The organism is Micromonospora sp. WMMA1923 (assembly GCF_049179195.1).
Taxonomy (GTDB): Bacteria; Actinomycetota; Actinomycetes; order Mycobacteriales; family Micromonosporaceae; genus Micromonospora; species Micromonospora yangpuensis.
The window spans coordinates 3,101,728-3,120,226 of record NZ_JBMHLZ010000001.1; the positions used below are offsets into that span (position 1 = coordinate 3,101,728).

18 protein-coding genes and 1 pseudogene are annotated in these 18,499 nt (G+C 71.7%); 2 read left to right on the forward strand and 17 right to left on the reverse strand.

The genetic code is table 11. The features are described 5' to 3' along the window. Positions 1-182: 182 nt before the first annotated feature. From ACN28G_RS13945 to ACN28G_RS13970, 6 genes are read right to left on the reverse strand one after another with little or no spacing between them, the layout of a single operon-like run. Positions 183-1,025 carry an alpha/beta fold hydrolase gene (locus ACN28G_RS13945; RefSeq protein WP_421479311.1) on the reverse strand — a complete coding sequence of 281 codons (843 nt, stop codon included), beginning with the start codon at positions 1,023-1,025 and terminating at the stop codon, positions 183-185. 14 nt (positions 1,026-1,039) lie between these two features. Next, complete coding sequence (locus tag ACN28G_RS13950) at positions 1,040-1,429, reverse strand: nuclear transport factor 2 family protein (protein ID WP_217628841.1); 390 nt, start codon at positions 1,427-1,429, stop codon at positions 1,040-1,042. 46 nt (positions 1,430-1,475) lie between these two features. Further along, entirely contained in the window at positions 1,476-2,123 is a 648-nt protein-coding gene (locus ACN28G_RS13955) for a hydrolase (protein ID WP_091439797.1), read from the reverse strand. Next, on the reverse strand, positions 2,120-3,100 hold the full coding sequence (locus ACN28G_RS13960; protein ID WP_421479312.1) for a DUF5996 family protein: 981 nt from the start codon (positions 3,098-3,100) through the stop codon (positions 2,120-2,122). The genes ACN28G_RS13955 and ACN28G_RS13960 overlap by 4 nt, the downstream gene beginning before the upstream one ends. A gap of 58 nt (positions 3,101-3,158) precedes the next feature. Beyond that, positions 3,159-3,560: a RidA family protein gene (locus ACN28G_RS13965; RefSeq protein WP_091439805.1), complete on the reverse strand. Its 402-nt coding sequence runs from the start codon at positions 3,558-3,560 to the stop codon at positions 3,159-3,161. A 57-nt stretch (positions 3,561-3,617) separates the two neighbouring features. Then, positions 3,618-4,343, reverse strand: a complete 726-nt coding sequence (locus ACN28G_RS13970; protein WP_091439811.1) for a flavodoxin family protein — start codon at positions 4,341-4,343, stop codon at positions 3,618-3,620. Between the two features lie 201 nt (positions 4,344-4,544). On the opposite strand from ACN28G_RS13970, the gene ACN28G_RS13975 reads away from it, so the two are divergent. Continuing rightward, positions 4,545-5,156, forward strand: coding sequence for a DinB family protein (locus ACN28G_RS13975; protein ID WP_091439815.1), 612 nt, complete (start codon positions 4,545-4,547; stop codon positions 5,154-5,156). On the opposite strand, the gene ACN28G_RS13980 is transcribed toward ACN28G_RS13975, so the two are convergent. Continuing rightward, a complete protein-coding gene (locus ACN28G_RS13980) occupies positions 5,136-5,561 on the reverse strand; it encodes a class I SAM-dependent methyltransferase (RefSeq protein ID WP_421479313.1) in 426 nt (141 codons plus the stop codon). The two genes, ACN28G_RS13975 and ACN28G_RS13980, sit on opposite strands and share 21 nt — an antisense overlap. Between ACN28G_RS13980 and ACN28G_RS13985 the strand changes: the two are divergent. After that, positions 5,463-5,705, forward strand: a pseudogene (locus ACN28G_RS13985) (hypothetical protein); the annotation flags it as partial. The gene ACN28G_RS13980 and the pseudogene ACN28G_RS13985 sit on opposite strands and share 99 nt — an antisense overlap. A 52-nt stretch (positions 5,706-5,757) precedes the next feature. On the opposite strand, the gene ACN28G_RS13990 reads toward ACN28G_RS13985, so the two are convergent. From ACN28G_RS13990 to ACN28G_RS14035, 10 genes are all read right to left on the reverse strand, one after another. Next, positions 5,758-7,188, reverse strand: a complete 1,431-nt coding sequence (locus ACN28G_RS13990; RefSeq protein ID WP_421480906.1) for an NAD-dependent succinate-semialdehyde dehydrogenase — start codon at positions 7,186-7,188, stop codon at positions 5,758-5,760. Next, positions 7,182-8,195, reverse strand: coding sequence for a zinc-dependent alcohol dehydrogenase (locus ACN28G_RS13995; protein WP_091439822.1), 1,014 nt, complete (start codon positions 8,193-8,195; stop codon positions 7,182-7,184). Before ACN28G_RS13995 ends, ACN28G_RS13990 begins: the two co-directional genes overlap by 7 nt. After that, entirely contained in the window at positions 8,192-9,679 is a 1,488-nt protein-coding gene (locus tag ACN28G_RS14000; RefSeq protein ID WP_091439824.1) for an aldehyde dehydrogenase family protein, read from the reverse strand. The genes ACN28G_RS13995 and ACN28G_RS14000 overlap by 4 nt, the downstream gene beginning before the upstream one ends. Positions 9,680-9,708: 29 nt before the next feature. Beyond that, positions 9,709-10,497, reverse strand: coding sequence for an IclR family transcriptional regulator (locus ACN28G_RS14005; RefSeq protein WP_091439828.1), 789 nt, complete (start codon positions 10,495-10,497; stop codon positions 9,709-9,711). A 71-nt stretch (positions 10,498-10,568) separates the two neighbouring features. Continuing rightward, positions 10,569-11,312: a maleate cis-trans isomerase family protein gene (locus ACN28G_RS14010; protein ID WP_421479314.1), complete on the reverse strand. Its 744-nt coding sequence runs from the start codon at positions 11,310-11,312 to the stop codon at positions 10,569-10,571. Then, the gene (locus tag ACN28G_RS14015) at positions 11,309-12,997 is read right to left on the reverse strand and encodes an alpha/beta hydrolase (protein WP_091439836.1); all 1,689 of its coding nucleotides are present in this window, start codon (positions 12,995-12,997) and stop codon (positions 11,309-11,311) included. The genes ACN28G_RS14010 and ACN28G_RS14015 overlap by 4 nt, the downstream gene beginning before the upstream one ends. Then, positions 12,994-14,475, reverse strand: coding sequence for an aldehyde dehydrogenase family protein (locus ACN28G_RS14020; protein ID WP_091439840.1), 1,482 nt, complete (start codon positions 14,473-14,475; stop codon positions 12,994-12,996). Before ACN28G_RS14020 ends, ACN28G_RS14015 begins: the two co-directional genes overlap by 4 nt. 35 nt (positions 14,476-14,510) lie before the next feature. Beyond that, a complete protein-coding gene (locus ACN28G_RS14025; RefSeq protein WP_091439843.1) occupies positions 14,511-16,022 on the reverse strand; it encodes a sugar ABC transporter ATP-binding protein in 1,512 nt (503 codons plus the stop codon). After that, complete coding sequence (locus ACN28G_RS14030; protein WP_175440577.1) at positions 16,019-17,062, reverse strand: ABC transporter permease; 1,044 nt, start codon at positions 17,060-17,062, stop codon at positions 16,019-16,021. The genes ACN28G_RS14025 and ACN28G_RS14030 overlap by 4 nt, the downstream gene beginning before the upstream one ends. Before the next feature lie 59 nt (positions 17,063-17,121). Continuing rightward, a complete protein-coding gene (locus ACN28G_RS14035; protein WP_421479315.1) occupies positions 17,122-18,183 on the reverse strand; it encodes a sugar ABC transporter substrate-binding protein in 1,062 nt (353 codons plus the stop codon). Positions 18,184-18,499: the final 316 nt, after the last annotated feature.

Sequence of the window (18,499 nt, forward strand, 5' to 3'; positions counted from 1 at the left end):
CGTCGCCCAGGCTATCCCGCGGTCTGCCGTTCGGCGGATGCCCGATCGACCGGTCGATCCGCTGACGGTGGCGCGGCCCGACGCTCGATGCGGTGAGGGAGAAACCCGTGAGCAGCGACATCACCTCGTCGGCACCGGTCGGCGGGGGCAGCCAGCGCTGGCTGCCCCCGCCGACCGGTGCACTACTTGGACAGGAAACCCTTCAGCGCGGCGTTGACCTCGTCGGCGTGGGTCCACAGCAGGCCGTGGGGCGCGCCGTCGATCTCGACGTAGTCGGCCTCGGGGAACGCCTTGTGGAACCGGCGGCCGGTGGCGTCGATCGGGAGGATGTTGTCCTTCGTGCCGTGCAGGATGAGGGTCGGCTTGCCGGCGGCGCGGACCGCCTCGACGTCACCACGGAAGTCCTCGATCCACGCGGGGACCACCGCGTACGCGGCCACCGGGGCGCTGCCGATCGCGACGTTCCAACTGCCGGTGACCGCCTCCTGGCTGATGCGGGTGCCGAGGTTCTCGTCCAGGTTGTAGAAGTCCTGGTAGAACTGCGTGAACCACGCGTACCTGTCGCCCTTCGCCGCAGCCGCGATCCCGTCGAAGACCTCCTGCGGTACGCCCTCGGGATTGTCGTCGCGCCGTACGAGGAATGGTTCGAGCGACGCGAGGAAAGCGAGCTTCGCGACCCGCTCGTGCCCGTGGCGGGCCACGTAGCGGGCAAGCTCCCCGGTGCCCATGGAGAAGCCCACGAGCACGACATCGCGCAGGTCGAGCGTCTCCAGCACGGCGTTCAGATCCGCGGCGAACGTGTCGTAGTCGTAACCGGCGTGGACCTTCGACGACTGGCCGAAGCCTCGGCGGTCGTACGTGATCACGCGGTAGCCCTGGTCCAGCAGCTCGCGCGTCTGCTTCTCCCAGCTGTGCCCGTCGAGCGGATAACCGTGGATCAGCACGACCGGCTGGCCGGCGCCCTGGTCCTCGTAGTACAGCTCGATCGGGCTGCTGTTCTCGTGTCCGACGGTGAGGTAGCCCATTGTCCTGTTCCCTTTCAGACCATCGGGTTGCCGTCGACGGTCGCCTCGGGTGCGGTGAGGTCCTGGATGACGTCCCAGTGCTCGACGATGCGGTCGTTGTGGAGCCGGAAGATGTCGACGATGACGACCGGGTTCGGCGCCCAGCCGTGCACGATGCTGTGGGTGAATACTAGGTCACCCTGTGCCGCGATCCGCTGCGGCTCCCAGGAGAAGCCCTCCAACCCGGGCACCGCCGCGCGGAGTGTGTCCAGGCCGCTTGCCAACTGCGGACTGTGCTGCACGTAGGGCTCCGCCCAGTACCGGTCGAGCGCGGTGAGGTCCTTCTCGGCGAAGAGCTCCCGCATGGCGGTCAGGACGATGTCGGTGTTGCGTTGCGCCCGGTCCGTCGCCGTACTCTCGGTCATGCTCATGCCTCCTCGATGAAGCCGACAAAGTTGCGCAAAGCGCCGCCTAGACCTGGGCGGTGGCGAGGAGCTGCATCTCCCAGGCGAAGGCCACACCGCTGGCGCCGCCGTGCTGTGCCTGGACCTCGGCGACTCCCGGCACGGTCTGCTCACGGGCCCAGTCGCGCTGCCACTCCCCCAGCACGGCCATCCAGGTGATCGGAACGACGCCCGCCTGCACCAGGCGCCGCACCGCCATGTCGTGGGCCTCCTTGGAGACACCACCCGAGGCATCGGTGACCGCGAAGACCTCGAAGCCCTCACCCGCCGCCTGCAGAGCCGGCATCGCCACACAGATCTCCGTCCAGAGACCAGCGATGATCAGCTTCTTGCGTCCGGTCGCCTTGACGGCAGCCACGACGCGTGCGTCCTGCCACGTGTTGATGAAGGTGCGGTTGATCGGCTTCTGCTCCGGGAACACGTCCCGCACACCCTGCACCAGAAGGCCGCCGCGTTCCTCCAGCACGGTGGTCAGAATGGTCGGGACCTTGAAGACCTTGGCAGCCTTGGCGAGGCCGACGACGTTGTTCAGGACCATCGTCGGCTCGTGGCTGTTCAGGTTGGCGAACTGGAACGGCTGATGGTCGATCAGCACGAGGACACTCTCCTCGGGCGTCAACAGCGCGTCGAGACCGACCTTGCTTCCCGTACTCATGGACGTCCCTTCTGGATCTTGACGTTGGCGGACCTGACTGGCGCCGGGGTTCGGTGCCACCGCAACGGGTCGTCCTCCAGGGCCGGGCGGTCCCAGCCCCCCAGGTCCGCGGCGGCTTCGTAGGTGGTGCGGAGGAACTCGGCGACCGCGCGGTCGGGGTCCGGTGCGGCGCGTACGGCCTCGTAGGGCAGCAGGAACTGCTGGAACTGGGTGCTGAAGTACGCGCCGTCGGGACCGACCTGTTGCTCGGCGAAACCGTCGGGTGCCGGGTAGGCGTAGGAGTAGAAGGCGCCCTCCTCGCCGCCACCGGGCCAGAAGCCGCAGCTGGACAGCTCCCGGGAGTAACCCTCGACCATCACCCAGTCCCCGCAGTTGGGCACTCCGCCGGGGTGCGGCGGGGCCGACCGGCCGGAGAAGCGGGTGCAGGCGAGGTCCATCCCGCCCCAGAAGAAGTGCACCGGGCTGACCTTGCCCACGAAGTGTGACCGGAACTCGCCGATCACCCGGTTCGCCTGCAGCAGCTGTCGCCAGAACAGGGTGGTCGCCGCCGGGTCGTAGGAGGCGTGGTCATGGTCCTCGGCGAACGGGACCGCCGGGTCGACCTCGTTGGGCCGCGGCCGGATCGGTGCCTCGATCCCGAGATCGTCGAGCATGGTCAGGACTCGCGTGTAGAACTCGGCTACCGACATCGGTCGCAGCGGGAGACTCCGCGCGCCGCCGTCGCTGGTGCGGACGTCGAGCCGGTGGCCGAGGAAGTCGAACTCGATCTCGAAGGCCCCCGTGCGGTACGGGATGGTCGACGTCGTCAGTCCGCGCGGACTGACGTACAGGGTCACCTGCCACCAGTGGTTGAGTAGCGGGGCGTGGGCCATGCGGATCTTGCCCACGACCTGGGTCCACATGTGCAGGGTGTCGCGGGTGGGCGTCCAGTCCGAGACCCGCAGGCTCGGCCAGCTCGTCGTTGCCGGGTTGGTCATCGCTGTTCACATCCTTGGCGCTGGCACGAAAGGTGCCGGTCGTCGTGGTCGGGTCCGGCTAGCGCGGCAGGTCGAGCAGCACGACCGCGCCGATCTCGACGACCTGGCCGGGAAGCGCCAGTTCCACGGCACCGAAGGTCGTGCTCGTCGGCCGGTGGTCGCCGAAGTAGGCGCTGTGCGCGGCAGCGGCCGGGCCGAAGTTCTCCCGCAGGTTGGTCAGGATCACGGTGGTCTCGATGATCTGACGGCGAGTCGCGCCGAAGTGCGCCAGCACGCGGTCGAGGTGGGCGAACGTCACCTCGCACTGCCTGTGGATGTCGTTCTCACCCACGATGCCCTGGTCGTCGTGGGAGAGCTGGCCGGAGACGTAGACCGTGTCGCCGACCCGGATCGCCTGGCTGTAGCCGTAGGCGGCCTCCCACCCGACGCCGTGGTTGAAGGTGTCACTGATCCTGGCCATCGTCGTTCCTCCTGCTGGTCGCGGCGTGTGACGCAAGCCGGGTGGCCGGCCGTCGGGTCAGCGGTACTCGGGATTGGCGGCGTCCGGATGAACGCCCGCGTCCCACGCGGTGCGTTGATTGCCGTAGGCCGGGAACCCGCCGGCACGACGGATCATCGACGCGAGGTGGAGCAGGTTGTAGGTCATGAACGCGGTGTTGCGGTTGGTGAAGTCGTTGTCCGGGCCGCCGGAGCCGTCGTCGAGGTAGGAGGGGCCGGGGCCGATCTCACCGAGCCAGCCCGCGTCGGCCTGGGGCGGGACGGTGAAGCCGATGTGCTGCAGGCTGTAGAGGATGCTCATCGCGCAGTGTTTGAGGCCGTCCTCGTTGCCGGTGAGCAGGCAGCCACCGACCTTGCCGTAGTAGGCGTACTGGCCGTGCGCGTTGAGCACACCGGAGTAGCCGTAGAGCCGTTCGATCAGCCGGCGGGTGACCGAACTGTTGTCACCGAGCCAGATCGGTCCGCCGATGACCAGGATGTCGGCCGCCAGCACCCGGGTGAGCAGCGCGGGCCATTCGTCGGTGTCCGCCCCGTACTCGGTCATGTCCGGTCGGACCCCGGTGGCGATGTCGTGGTCGACCGCGCGGATCTGGTCCACGCTGACCCCACTCGCCTCCATGATCGCCACACTGCGATCGATCACGCCCTGGGTGTGACTACGGCCGGGTGAACGGTTCAGGGTGCAGTTGATGTACATCGCGCGCAGCCCGGTGAAGTCGGGCCGGTCGGTCACCGCCGCGGTCATGGGGGTCCTTCCCTGGAAATCGGTCGTGCTGTCGGCCCGCCGGTCGCGTCCGGTGGTCCCACGTGACGAGTGTGGGAGGTCGCGGCCGGCACCGAATCGGTAGGTCAATCGGTCGGTCGGCCGCGGCGGTGCGGGATGCCGCCCCGGTCACTCGGGGGACGACACCCCACGACAACCCCGGGGTACGGAAGACTGGCGGGCATGGGTGACCCGGACGATCTGAAGACGGAACTGCACCAGTCCCTGCGGACGATTCGTGAGAACCTGATCTGGAAGCTCGACGGGGTGAGCGAACGCGCTGCCCGGCTGCCCCGCACCGCCACCGGAAACAACCTGCTGGGAATCGTGAAACACTGCCTGAACGTCGAGGCTTCCTACTTCGGGCCGACCTTCGGACGCGACTTCCCCACCCCTGACGAACTGGTCGCCCTGCAGGCCTTCGACGAGGATCCGCAGGCCGACTGGTACGCCCGCCACGACGAGACCAGGGACGGGCTGATCGACCTGTACCGGCGGGTCGGAGTGTTCGCGGACCAGACGATCGACCAACTGCCCCTGGACGCGCCGGGACGGGTGTCGTGGTGGCCGCCGGGCAGCCAGACCGTGACGCTCCGGAAGATCATCCTGCACGTGACGTGGGACCTCACCCGGCACGCCGGTCACGCCGACATCCTGCGCGAACAACACGACGCGACGATCGGCCTGGGACGGACCGACTCCAACATCCCCGACGACTACGACTGGCAGGCGTACGTCACCAAGCTGACGGCACTGGCCGACCAGGTCGGAGACTCACCGGCCGGCCGTGGGTGAGTCACCTTCCTTTGTGGCGGCAATGGCCGCGTACGCGCGGTCGGGGCGCTCCGGAGACTGCTGCCGGGAGCGCTCACGTTCGGTGAACCCGGCTCTGGTCAGGCGGGCGGAAAATTCGTCCACGGGCCAGCGGTATGCCGTACAGACCTTGTGGTCAAAGGCAGCCACCTCGTCGTCGCTGTCGAAGAAACCGATCACCAGCCTCCCGGATGGCACGAGCAGTCGGCGAAACTCGGCAAGTACCCCGTCCAGCTCCGGTGGCGGTAGGTGGATGGTCGAAAACCACGAGAGGATGCCCGCCACCGAATGGTCGGGCAGGCCCAGGTCGGTCATCGACCCGAGCCGGAACCGCGGGTGCGCCGCTGGGTGGACGCGGGCCGACTGCCTGCCAGCCGGGACGAGCATGGCCACCGGGCGATCGACGGCGTCGAGCTGGCCGGATTCGTCCGCGCGCAGGGGGGCCAACCGGACGGCCGGTCGGAGGAGTCCTCGGCGCGCAACCGGCTGCGAGGGATCGTCACCGCGGTCGCCAAGGACAAGGTGATGGCCCCGCCGGCTTCCAGGCACCCTGACCGGCTGGCCTCGACCGGGCGTGGCACGTTCAGTGGGCGGCCCAGTAGGTCCGGACGTTGACGAACTCGCGCAGGCCGACGGCGGCCAACTCCCGGCCGTACCCGCTGCGTCTGGTGCCACCGAACGGCAGCCGCGGGTCCGAGACCACCATCGCGTTGACGAACGCCGCCCCGGTGGTGACCCGCCGGGCCAGCGCCGCGCCCCGCTTCCGGTCCCCGGTCCAGACGCTGAGCCCCAGACCGTACGGCGAGGCGTTGGCCAGTCGTACCGCGTGCTCCTCGTCGGCGGCGACGGTGAGCGTGGCGACCGGGCCGAAGGTCTCCTCGTCGAACGCGGCCACCCCCGGACCGGCGTCGGCGAGCACGGTGGGCCGGTAGAAGAACCCGGCCCCGGGCAGCGGGCCGCCGCCGGTCAGTACCCGGGCCCCGGCCGCCACCGACTCGGCGACCTGCCGGTCCAGCCCGTCGCGCAGGTCGGCGCGGGCCATCGGGCCGACGTCGGTACGCGAGTCGGTCGGATCACCCACGACCAGCGCACGGACGCCGGCGACGAACGCGGCGGTGAACCGGTCGGCGACCGGCTCCTCGACGACGAAACGCTTCGCGCAGACGCAGCTCTGGCCGGCGTTGAGGAACCGGGCCCGCACGGCGGTGGCCGCGGCGGCCTCCACGTCGGCGTCGGCGAGCACCACGAAGGCGTCGGAGCCGCCCAGTTCCAGTACCGACTTCTTGACCGCCCGCCCGGCGGCGGCGGCCACCGCCGCGCCCGCGCCGGTGCTGCCGGTCAGGGTCACCGCGGCGATCCGGTCGTCGGCGATCAACCGGGCGGTCACCTCGGGCACCCGGGGCTCGGCGAGCAGCACGGTGGTCAGGACACCCTCGGGTAGTCCGGCGGCCCGGAACAGGCGTTCGATCTCCAGCGCGCAGCCGGTCACGTTCGGCGAGTGCTTGAGGAAGACCCCGTTGCCGGCGACGACGGAGGGCACCGCGAACCGCATCACCTGCCAGAACGGGAAGTTCCACGGCATCACCGCGAGCACCAGCCCCATCGGCTCGTACGCCACCCAGGCGTCCGCCTCCGGCACGTCGACCGGTTCGTCGCCGAGCATCCCGGCCGCCCGCTCGGCGTAGAAGTCGCAGGTCGCGGCCGACTTCTCCAGTTCGGCACGGGCCTCGGCGAGGGGTTTGCCCATCTCCTCCGTGATCAGCCGGGCAAGCCGGTCCCGGTCGGCCCGCAGCCGGCCGGCGACCGTGTGCAGCACCGCCACCCGCCTCTCCAACGGGGTCCTCCCCCACGCCCGGGTGGCCACGTGAGCGCGGGCCAGCAGGTGCTCCACCCGGTCGTCGTCGTGGGTGTCGTAGCGGGCCAGGGGTGCCCCGGTGGCCGGGTTGACGGTGGTGATGGGCATGCGGGTCCTCTCGTACCAGTGGGTCTGGTGGCGTCGCCGGCCGGTCAGCAGGTGAGCAGGGCCCGGGTCACGGCGGCGCCCGGGGTGCCGGCCAGCCGCATCGCCTCGTCGACATGTGCCAGGTCGAAACGGTGCGACACCACGGCCGCCGGCCGTACCCGGCCGGTGCGGACCAGTTCGACCGCCTCCGGGTAGGTGCCCACCCCACCCCGGGAGCCGAGCACGGTCAGTTCCCGGCCGAGGATGTCGGCGGTGGCGAAGTCGGCAGGCGCCCGGCCGACCACGACGAGGTACGAGCCGGGGGTGGCCAGCCGGGCGGCCAGCGCGACGCCGCCGCCGCTGGCGGAGGTCTCCACCACCAGCAGCGGACCGTCGTCGGGGTCGGCCGGCGGCACGTCCGCGCTGTCGCGCACGTCGAGGCCGAGTCGCTCGCCGACGCTCCGCCGGTGTGCCTGCGGTTCGTGCACGACGGTGCGCCATCCGTGGGCGATCAGGGTCTGCGCCAGGACGAGGCCCAGCGGTCCGCCGCCGACCACCCGGGCCCGCGCCGGGATCGGGGCGAGACCGCCGACGCGGCGCAGCGCGTGCAGGGCGACCGCGATCGGCTCCAGCACGGTGGCGTCGGTGTCGGAGACCTCGTCGGGCAGCGGCACCAGGTTGCCCGCCGGCAGGCAGAGGTACTCGGCCATGGTGCCGTCGCAGGTCATGCCGAGGTAGCCGCCCCGCCGGCAGAGCTGCGGCCGGTCGTGGCGGCAGTAGACGCAGGATCCGCACCACAGGGTGGGGTCGAGGGTCACCCGGTGTCCCACCGGGGCCGGGCTGTCGGTGTCCGGGCCGACGGCGGCCACCACCCCCACCGCGTCGTGGCCCAACGTCACCGGCAGGGTGTCCGGCCTGCCGTGGTACGCGTGCAGGTCGGTGCCGCACACCCCGCACGCGGTGAGCCGGACCAGTGCCTGCCCCGGCCCCGGCTCGGGTACCGGCAGCTCGACCAGTTCCACCCGGGCGGTGTCGACGAGCCGGACGACCCGGCCGCCGACGGTGGTCGACGGGCTCATCCCCGTGCCGCCGGCACCGGGTACGCGTTGCCCAGCGCCCGGTTGTCGCGGATGGCCGCCGGGTGGTTGATGGAGTGGGTCTGCAGGTACTCGGCGACCCCGGCGACGCCGAACTCGCGTCCGTGGCCGCTGCTGCGGCGGCCGCCGAACGAGGCGCGCAGCGAGGTGCCGGCCCGGTTGTGGCAGTTGATGAAGGTGAATCCGGCGTCCAGCCGGCGGGCGACGGCGACCGCGCGGTCGGTGTCGGCCGACCACACCGAGGAGGCCAGCGCCTGCTCGACGCCGTTGGCGCGGGCCACCGCCTCGTCGACGCTGTCGTAGGTGAGCAGGGGCACCGTCGGGCCGAACTGTTCGTCGACGACGAGCGGGTGGGCGTCGGGCAGGTCGAGCACCAGCGTCGGGCGTACCCAGTAGCCGTCCTCGCTGCTCGGCGCGTACCGGCCGACGTCCAGGACGGTGCCGCCGGCCGCGCGGGCCGAGTCGACCAGGGCCGTCAGCCGGTGCTGGTGCTCGCGGGAGACGACCGGTCCCATCGTCGAGGTGGCATCGAGCGGGTCGCCCACCCGTAGCACCCGTTCGGCCGCCTCCCGGTACGCCTCGACGAACTCGTCGCGGCGGGCGGCGGGCACCAGCAGCCGCTTGATGGCCATGCAGACCTGGCCGCTGGTGAGGAAGGTGCCGAAGACCGCGCGCTGCATGGTGGGCAGGTCGAACGGGGCGTCGGGTAGGAAGATCGCGGCGTCGTTGCCGCCCAGTTCCATCACGGTCGGGCGGACGTGGTGCGCGGCGCTGGCGGCGATGTGCCGGGCGGTGGCCAGCCCGCCGGTGAAGCTGACCTTGGCGACGCGGGGGTCGGCGACCAGGGCCTGCCCGACGTCGGCGCCGCCGTTGACCACGTTGAGCACCCCGTCGGGCAGCCGCCGGGCCACCTCGGTGAGGAAGTCGGTGACCGCCAGCGGGGCCAGCGGTGACGGCTTGACGACCATGGTGTTGCCGGTCATCAGGCCGGGCACCACCTTCAGCGCGGCGAGGATGACCGGCGCGTTCCACGGGGTGATGGCGGCGATCACCCCGTACGGGTCGGTGGTGGTGACCAGGGTGCCCTCGTCGTCGTGCAGGACGGTGTCCGCGCCGAGGCGCTCGGCGACCGGTCCGTCGTAGCGGGCCAGGGCGTGGGCGAAGTCGAGTTCGCCCCGTACGTCGGCGATGACCTTGCCGAGTTCCCGGCTGAGCAGCGGACCCCGGACGTCGTTGGCGGCGGAGGTCTCGACGATGGCCGAGGTGACCCTGGCCACCCGTTCGGCCACCGGGACCGCCGCCCAGGGCGCGAAGGCGGCCGCGGCGGCGGCGACGGCGGTGCCGGTCAGCGCGGGGTCGGCGACGCGCACCGCGCCGACCCGCTCGTCGGGGCGGGCCGGGTTCTCCCGGGCGATCTCACCGACGCCCGGGTGCGGGGCACCGTCGATCCACAGTGCGGTGTTCATGGGTGTGTCTCCGGCTTCTGGTCGGCGGGTCAACGGGCCGACCGGCCCGACAGGTCGTCGTTGATCTCGGTGGCGACGCGGCGGACCGCGCCGATGATGTCCTGCCGCCGGGTGTCGTAGAGCCGGTACAACGGCCCGGCGACGGCGAGTGCGGCGACCACGTCGCCGCCGTCGCGGATCGCCGCCGCGCAGCCCCAGATGCCCTCCTCCACCTGGCCGAAGCTCTCGGTCCAGTCGCCGGCGGCGATGCTGCCCAGCTCGTCCTCGGTGGGCAGGTCGGTCTCCCCGGTGGTCTTCGCGATGGTGCGGTAGTAGGACTGCCGCTGGGCCGGCGGCATCGCCGCCAGCAGCAGTCGGGCCGCCGCGCCCTGGTGCAGCGACATCAGCGCGCCGCGCTCGAAGCGCAGCCGGACCGCCTGCGGGGATTCGCCGATGTCCACGGCGACCACCGAGTTGCCGATCCGCTTGACCACCAGCGCGGTCTCGCCGGTCTCGCGGGCCAGCTGGTCGAGGTAGGGGCGGGCGATGACGGCCAGTCCCCCGGCCGCCGCGCGGGCCGCCCGGGCCAGCCCGGTGACCCGCATGGAAACCTGGTAGCGGCCCCGGTCGGCCTCCTCCAGCAGGCCGTACTCCCGCAGCAGACCGACGTACCGGTAGACGGTGCTGGTCGGGGCGCCGAGGTAGGCGGCGAGGTCGTTCACCGACTGGGTGTGGTTCTCCTCGGTGAACGACAGCAGCAGGGTGAGCATCTTGCGGGAGCTCTCGTTGCCGGAGCCGTTCCGGGTGTCGGCGGGGCGTGGGTCGTCCGTGGTCCGCATCGCGTCATCCTCTCCCCTGTGGGCTGACCGGCGCGCCGCCGGTACGCCCGGCCGGTCGGCCGCCGGGGCGTTCACAGCTGCTCCAGCAGCCGGCCGAAGCCGGTGATCCGGTCGGTGAAGCCGGCCTGGCGCAACGCGTACCAGAAGGTGGCCGCGTTGATCGCCAGCACCGGCTTGCCGAGCCGGGTCTCCAGGTCGGCGGCGACGGCCACGGCGGGCAGGTTCGTGCCCGCCTGCACCAGCGCGTCGACGCGCGGACCGTCCACGGCGAGGAAGGCGCGTTCGACCTCGGCCAGCGGTACCTCGGCAATCGACGTCGCGGTCGGACACTTCAGGCCGAGCACCTGGTCGACCTCGAAGCCGAGGCCCTCGAAGAACTCGCGGACCTGTACGTCGCCGACCGGCTGGTACGGGGTGATCACCCCGATCCGGCGTACCCCGAGGGCGGTCAGCGCGGCGGCGCAGGCGGCCGCGCCGGTGGCCGGGGTGAGGCCGCAGCGCTCCCGAACCCAGGCGGTGAACTTCCCGCTGCCCTCGACGCCGCCCCAGAACGTCTCGGCCGACATCCCCATGATCATTCCGTCGGGTTTCGCCGTCATCACCCGGTCGATCGCCGCGCCGAGTTCGGTGCGCAGCTCCGCCAGGAACTCCTCGAACCGGTCGTCGCCGGCGAGGCTCTCGTTGCGCATGTGGATGCGTCCGGTGTGCACCGAGATGCCGGGCGGACGCATCAGGTTGTACTCGTCCTCCACCACGGTGTTGGTGGAGGGCACGATCACGCCGAAGACGGCGCGTCGGGCCAGGCTGGTGGTCACGGAAGGCTCCCGAGGGTCGGCTCCCCGGCGCCGGGGCCGGGGAGGAGGGTGGCGGGCGGGCGGACCGCCCGCGCGGGGTCGTCGACCCGGTCCAGGAACCGGGTCACCGCGTCGGCGGTGGTCGCGGCGGCGGTGGGGTCGGCGTGGCCGGCGCCGTCGGCGACCGTGGCGTGCGGCAACAGCGCGCGGACCCGGGCCAGGTCGTGGCTGAGCGGGTCACCGGGGGTACGCAGCAGCAGGGTGGGCGTCACCGGGCCGGGAGGTTCGGCTTCCACGGCGTGCCGCAGCACCGCCCGGTACAGGTGCCGGTAGCTGGCCGCGCCGCGCAGCAGGTCGACCGTCCAGGCCCACTGCCGGTGCGGGTCGGCCGGGCGCGGGACGTGGGCCGCGGCGGTGCGCGCGTACCAGGGCGACCACAGGGTACGGTCCTCGGCCATCGCCCAGGCCCGCAGCAGGTGGTGGCCGTCGACGTCCGGTTCCAGGGTCGGCAGGTACCGGTCGAGGTCGAGATGGGCGAAGTCGGCGCCCAGGGGCAGCCCGTCGAGGACCAGACCCCGGACTCGCCGCGGATGCCGGCGTTGCCAGAGCAGGGCCAGCAGCGCACCGGAGTGGCAGCCGAAGACGTCCACCTCGTCGAGGCCTAGCCCGGCCACCAGTGCGTCGAGCCGCGTCAGGTACTCCGGCAGGGTCGGCGCCGCCGCGCGGGCGTCCGGCAGGGTCGGCGATGCCGCCGGCCGGGGGTCGGCGCAGGTCAGCGGCGCGGAGCGGCCGTGTCCCGGGTAGTCCACGCCGAACGCGGGCCGGTGGCGGCCGAACGCCTCGACGAGGTGCGCCACCGAGGTGCTGGAACCGGGGGCCGGGGGCAGCACCACGACCGGCCGACCGGGCCGGTCCCCGCCGGCGGCCCGGATGTGCAGGGGCGCGTCCAGGACGGTGCGGTAGGCCACCGGACCGAGGGTGTCGGCCAGTGCCGTGGCCCCCGCCCGCCGGTGCCGCCCCGGTACCCGGTGGGCGGTCAGGGCGGCCCGGATGGCCTGCGCCGACCAGCTGGGCAGCGGCAGCCCCGCGGCGCGGTCGAGGTCCTCGGCGGCCACCCGGGCCGGTCCGGTCGTCGCCGGCTGGCCGAGCACGTCCACGACGGCCTCGTGCAGGTCGGCGGCGTCGGGTAGGTCGCCGCCGCTGGTCGGCCAGCCGCCGGTGACCGCGGCGCGGCGGATCCGCCACCAGGTGTCGAGCAGGGGTCCGACGCCGTGCGGTGCCGGGTCCGGCAGCCGGGCCGGCCGGCCGGCCGTGGCAGCCAGCAGCACCAACGACGCCGGGCGGCGCAGCCGGGCCGCCACGTGCGCGCCGTAGCCGACCCCGGCCACCGGGGCGGCATCCAGGTCGAGGGCCTGCCGGACGGCGTCCACCGCGTCGGCTGCCTGACCGACCGGGTCGTGGTCGTCGACGGTGCCGGTGCTGCCGCCGTGGCCGGGCAGGTCGATAGTGACCACCCGGTACGCCCCGGCGAGCGCCACGGCCAGTGGGGCGAGCGCCGCGCCGGAGCCGGGTGTGTCGTGCAGCAGCACCAGCGGTGTGGCGTCGACCGGCCCGTAGTCGCGCACGTGCACCGCACCGGTGCCGACCGTCAGGTAGCCGGGCTGGCCGGCGTGGACGGTCGGCACCGGATGCGGTCGGTGGTTCACCCCTGTGCCTCGCGGACCCGGATGCCGGCCTCGAGGCCACCGGTGTCGTCGCCGGCCAGCTGCACCGACTTGATCTCCAGGTACGACTCGAAGCCGTAGATGCCCAGTTCGCGGCCGAACCCGGACTGCTTGTACCCGCCGAAGGGCGAGACCAGGTTGGTCTTGGCGCCGTTGACGTCGATGCGTCCGGTGCGCAGCTGCCGCACGTACGGCATGGCGGCCTGCTCGTCGCCGGCCCAGACCGCGCCGTGCAGGCCGAAGATCGAGTCGTTGGCGATCGCCACGCCCTCCTGCGGGTCGCGGTAGCCGATGATCGACATGACCGGACCGAAGACCTCCTCCTGGGCGATCCGGTCACCGGGGCGTACGTCCGCGAAGACGGTGGGTCGGACGAACCAGCCCCGGTCGATGCCGTCGGGGCGGCCCGGTCCACCGGCGACCAGGGTGGCGTCGGAGGCCATCGCCTCGCCGATGTACTCCTGTACGCGGTCGAAGCAGGCCTTGTTCTGCTGCGGGCCGAGGTCGGTCTCCGACGAGGTGGGGTCGCCGCTGCGGTACAGCGCCGCCTGGCTGGCCGCGATCTCGGCGGCCTCGGCCATCCGCTCCTGCGGCACCAACATCCGGCTCCATGCCAGACACGCCTGGCCGGAGTTGAAGAACGCCTGGTCGATGGTGGTGCGTACGGCCTTGTCGAAGTCGGCGTCGGGCAGGACGAGGCTGGCGCTCTTGCCGCCGAGTTCGAGGTGCATCCGCTTGACCGTGGTGCTGGCGGCGGCGAAGACCTGCCGACCGGCCCGGGTGGAGCCGGTCATCGAGACCATGTTCACCAGCGGGTGGCGGGAGATGGCCTCGCCGACGACGGGGCCGGTGCCGCAGACGATGTTGAACACCCCGTCGGGCAGGCCGGCCTCCTGGAAGATCTCGGCGAGCAGGTACGCGGTCAGCGGGGTGTACTCGCTGGGCTTGAGCACCACCGTGCAGCCGGCCGCCAGGGCCGGTGCGAGCTTGGCCATCACCAGCTGGATCGGGAAGTTCCACGGGCTAATCGCGCCGACCACGCCGACGGGTTCCTTGAGCACCAGCGAGTTGGCGATGGTCTCGCTCCACGCGAAGTCGCGCAGGATGTCCACGTGCGAGCGGAGCACGTTGAGGGGGAAGCCGACCTGGGCGCTGAGCGAGATCTTCGCCGGGGCGCCCACCTCGGCGGTGATCACCTCGGCCAGTTCCTTGCCCTGCCGCTGCATCCCCTCGGCAGCCCGGGCCAGGATCTCGGCGCGCTGCTGCGGGCTGGTCGTGGACCAGTCGGCGAACGCACCGACCGCGACGGCCACCGCTCGGTCGACGTCGGCGGCGGTGCCGGCGGGCACCTGGCCGAGCAGCTGCTCGGTGCTGGGGTTGATCAGGTCGATGGTCTCACCCCCGGACGGGGTGTACGGCTTGCCGTCGATCCAGTGGTAGCGGCGGGAGTGATTGGTCATGGTCGCCCTCCTGGGCATACGGCGGGTTCAGATGGTCAACGGGCGGATACGGGGGTGGAGACCATGGCGGTGAGGACCGCCTGCTCGGTAAGGCCGGCACCGGGCAGGTCGGCCACCAGGGCACCCCGGTCGAGCACGAGCACCCGGTCGCTGAGTTCGACGAGTTCGGGTACGTCGGTGGTGACGACGACGACGCCCAGGCCGGTGGCGGCGAGTTCCCGGACCCGCTGGTGGATCTCGGCGCGGGCCCGCACGTCCACGCCGGCGGTGGGGTCGTGCAGCAGCAACACCGTGCAGTCGCGGGCCATCCAGCGGGCGAAGACCGCCTTCTGCTGGTTGCCGCCGGACAGCGAGGAGATCGTCTGCCCCGGTGCCGCGGTCAGCCGCACCGCGTCCATCAGTCGACGCACGACGGTGGTCTCCCGTCCACCGGTGGGGACCCCCCACCTGCTGAACGACCGCAGGTTGCTGATGCTGACGTTGGTACGGATGTCGTGGTTCGGCAGCACCGCCAGGGTGCGGTTGCCCGGCACGTACGCGACGCCGGCCCGCACCGCCCGGACCCGGTCGCCGGAGGGCAGCGCGCCGCCGGCGACCCGTACCGTGCCGCCGGCGCGGACGGTGATGCCGGCGACCATGCTCATCAGCTCGTCGGCGCCGGAGCCGGAGAGACCGGCGACGCCGACGATCTCCCCCGGCCCGACGGCGAGGCTGACGCCCTGCAACGGCCCGCCCCGCAAGTCGTCGACGCGCAGGACGGGTTCCGCGGTGGCGGCCGCGCGGGCGGCCCGGGCGGTGGGTGGCACCGGGTGGGACAGTTCGTCGACCGGGCTGACCAGGGCGACCAGGGCCGCCCGGCGGATCTGGTCGCGGGGCAGGTCGGCCACCACCCGGGCGTCGCGCACACCGGTGACCGTGTCGGCGATCTGTTCGATGTCGTCGAAGCGGTGCGAGACGTAGAGGAACGACACCCCGGTGGCGGCGATGGACCGTACCGCGGTCAGGATCGCACCCGCCTCGTGTGGTGCCAGTGCGGCGGTCGGCTCGTCGAGGATGACCAGCCGGGCGTCGCGGGCCAGCGCCCGGGCGACCATGACCAGCCGGCGGTCGACCGGGCTGAGGCTGGTCACCGCGGCGTCGGGGTCGAGGTGCGCGCCGAGCCGCCGCAGCGCGGTCTCGGCCAGTTGCCGGGACCGCCGGGCGCTGACGAAGCCCAGGCGGCGAGGTTCGTTGCCGAGCACGACGTTGTCCGCGACGCTGAGGTTGGGCCCCAGCCGCATCTCCTGCGGCACCAGGGAGATACCGGCGGCGATGGCGTCGCCGGGACGGCGGAAGGTCACCGGCGTCCCGTCGATCCGGATCTCGCCGTGTTCGGGGGTGAGGTTGCCGGCGAGGATCTGCATCAGGGTGGACTTGCCCGCGCCGTTGGGGCCCACCACGCCCCGGATCTCGCCGGGGCGCAGGGTCAGGTCGGCGCCGCTGATGGCGACGGTGGGGCCGAACTGCTTGTGCAGACCGACCGCCGAAAGCCACGGCTGGCCGGTCATCGGGCGACCTGCCGGCGGGTCAGCAGGAACACGGCGGTGAGCAGGACGAGGCCCTGCAGCAGCTGGCTGAGCCAGCTCGGGTAGTTCAGCATGGTCACCCCGGTGGTGACGCAGGCCAGGAAGATCGCGCCGAGCAGTGCCCCGCCGACGTTGAACCGCCAGCCGCGGCCGAGGGAGAGGCTGAGGAACGCGGCCGCGTAAGCCGACAGCAGCAGGGCCGCGCCGGGGTCGGGGTAGTACTGCCCGGCCTGGGAGGTGAGCAGCACCCCGGCGATGCCGGCGCAGGTCCCGCTGAGGGCGAACCCGATCAGCCGGGCCCGACGGACGTCGACCCCGGCGATCCGGGCGGCGTCGGGGTTGTCGCCGATCGCGGTGGCCTGCCGGCCGAAGACCGAGTGCCGCAGCACCGTCCCGAGCACCAGCAGGACCAGGCCGATCGCGATGAGGTTGACCGGCACCCCGAGGAAACGCAGCAGGGTGAGTTCGAGGTAGCTGTCGGGGATGCCCTCGAAGACCGTCTGGTAGGCGATGGCCTGCATGACGCCCTGGATGATCGATCCGGTGGCCAGGGTGCCGATGAACGAGGGCACCCGCAGGTAGCCGACGAGGAAGCCGTTGGCCGCGCCGAGCACGAGACCCAGCAGGATCGCCTGCAGCACCGCCCACCAGACGGTGGCCTGCCAGAGCACCATGGACTGGACCGCGAGCGCCCCGCTGGCCCCGGCGATGGAGGCGAACGACAGGTCGAACTCCCGCATCGCCAGGACCACGCAGAGTCCACCGAGGACGATCAGCAGTGGAGCGCTCTGTTGCACAAGTGACCTGGCGTTGGTGACGGTGAGGAAGGCGTCCGGTCGGGCGATCGAGAAGAACCCGACGGTCAGGACGAACACACCCGGCAGGATCCACCGTTCCAGGGACTGCCCCGACCATCGTGACGCACCCGGCGCGGCGGCACCGCGCGGCGGGGCGGCGTCGGCGGGCCCGGTTGCCGTACTGGCCCCGCCCTTCCCGTCACGCGTCTCGCTGTCCACTGCCATCGCTGTCTCTCCTCGTACCCGGTGGGTCGTCGATTGGTCCGTGCCGTGGGTCATGACGGTCAGTCGGCGGTGCCGTACTCGCTGGCCCACCGGTCGGTGAACTCCTTGGTCACGTCGGCCAGCGGGTAGACCGCCGAACCTTTGGCCGGCGCGTTGTCAGCGTCGACGATCTTGTATTCCAGGGCGTCCTCGGCCGGGATGTCGGTCGGGATCGGGGTGTCGTTGGTCCAGAGGGCCAGCAGGGCGTCGATGGCGAGGAAGCCCGCCTTGATCGTGCCGTCGCTGGTGGCCACGATCGCCTGGCCGGAGCGGACCGCCTCCAGGGCGGAGCTGATCGCGCCGAAGCTGTAGACGGGCACCTTGCGGTCGGTCTGCTTGAGGGCGGGCACGATGGCCTGCGGGCCGATGTCCAGCGCGGCGTAGAAGGCGCCGAGGTCCGGGTTGGCGTTGAGGAAGCTCAGCGCCGCCTTGGTCTGACCGTTGAAGACGTCGGCGACCGGGGCGTTCGCCGTCTGCAGGACGTTGAAGCCGTGCTGTGACTTCTGCTGGTCCAGGGTGGCCAGGACCTGGTCGATGCCGTAGTAGCCCTGGACGGCGATCGGGGCGATCTTGGCTCCCTGGTCGAGGTCCTGGCCCATCCGCTCGATCAGGAGCTTGGCCTCCTCGGCCTGGTCCGGGGCGTACTCGGCGGTGATGTTGGGGTTGGGGGTGCCCTGGTAGCCGACGCTGATCACCGGGATGCCGGCGGCCTTGGCCTGGGCGAGCTGGCCGGAGATCAGGCCGCTGGCGACGAAGACGGTCAGGATGGCGTCGACCTTCTGCGAGATCAGCGACTGCATGGTGCTCTGCATCGCCTGCTGGTCGCCGTTGGAGTCGGTGACGATCACCTTCCAGCCGAGGGCCTCCGCACCGGCCTTGATGCCGGAGAGCGTCTCCACCTGGCCCTCGCCGTCACCCTGTGACTGCCAGACGCCGAGGGTCTTCTCCGGTGCCTTGATCTTGGTGGTCACCAGCGGTTCTTCCGCGCTGGCGGTGGAGGTGTCCTCCGCGGTGCAGGCGGCCAGTCCGAGGGACATGACCAGCGCTGCGGCGACGACGCGCAGTGTTCGCGTGCGGCTCATGGTGTCTCCGAGAGTGAGGCGGGATCCAGCGGTGGGGGGACCGGCGGGAGCCGGGAGTCAGAAGCTGGGCGGAGCCTGTGGAGGACCGCCCCGAAGGGCTGCTCTCAATATGCGAGGACTTGGTTTCGCTATACGAGAAGTAGACGTGGCAGGACCATACGTCTGGCCCGTGAGCAGGGTCAAGAGCCTGGGGTTTCTCGTTCATCGCCAGCGAGTAACAACTGTGTATCGCCATGATCGAGTAAGTTCTCCCAGCTCAAGCCGCATCTCGTCCCGTTGACTACTGGGAGGACACCGCCTTATCCTTTCTCGCATA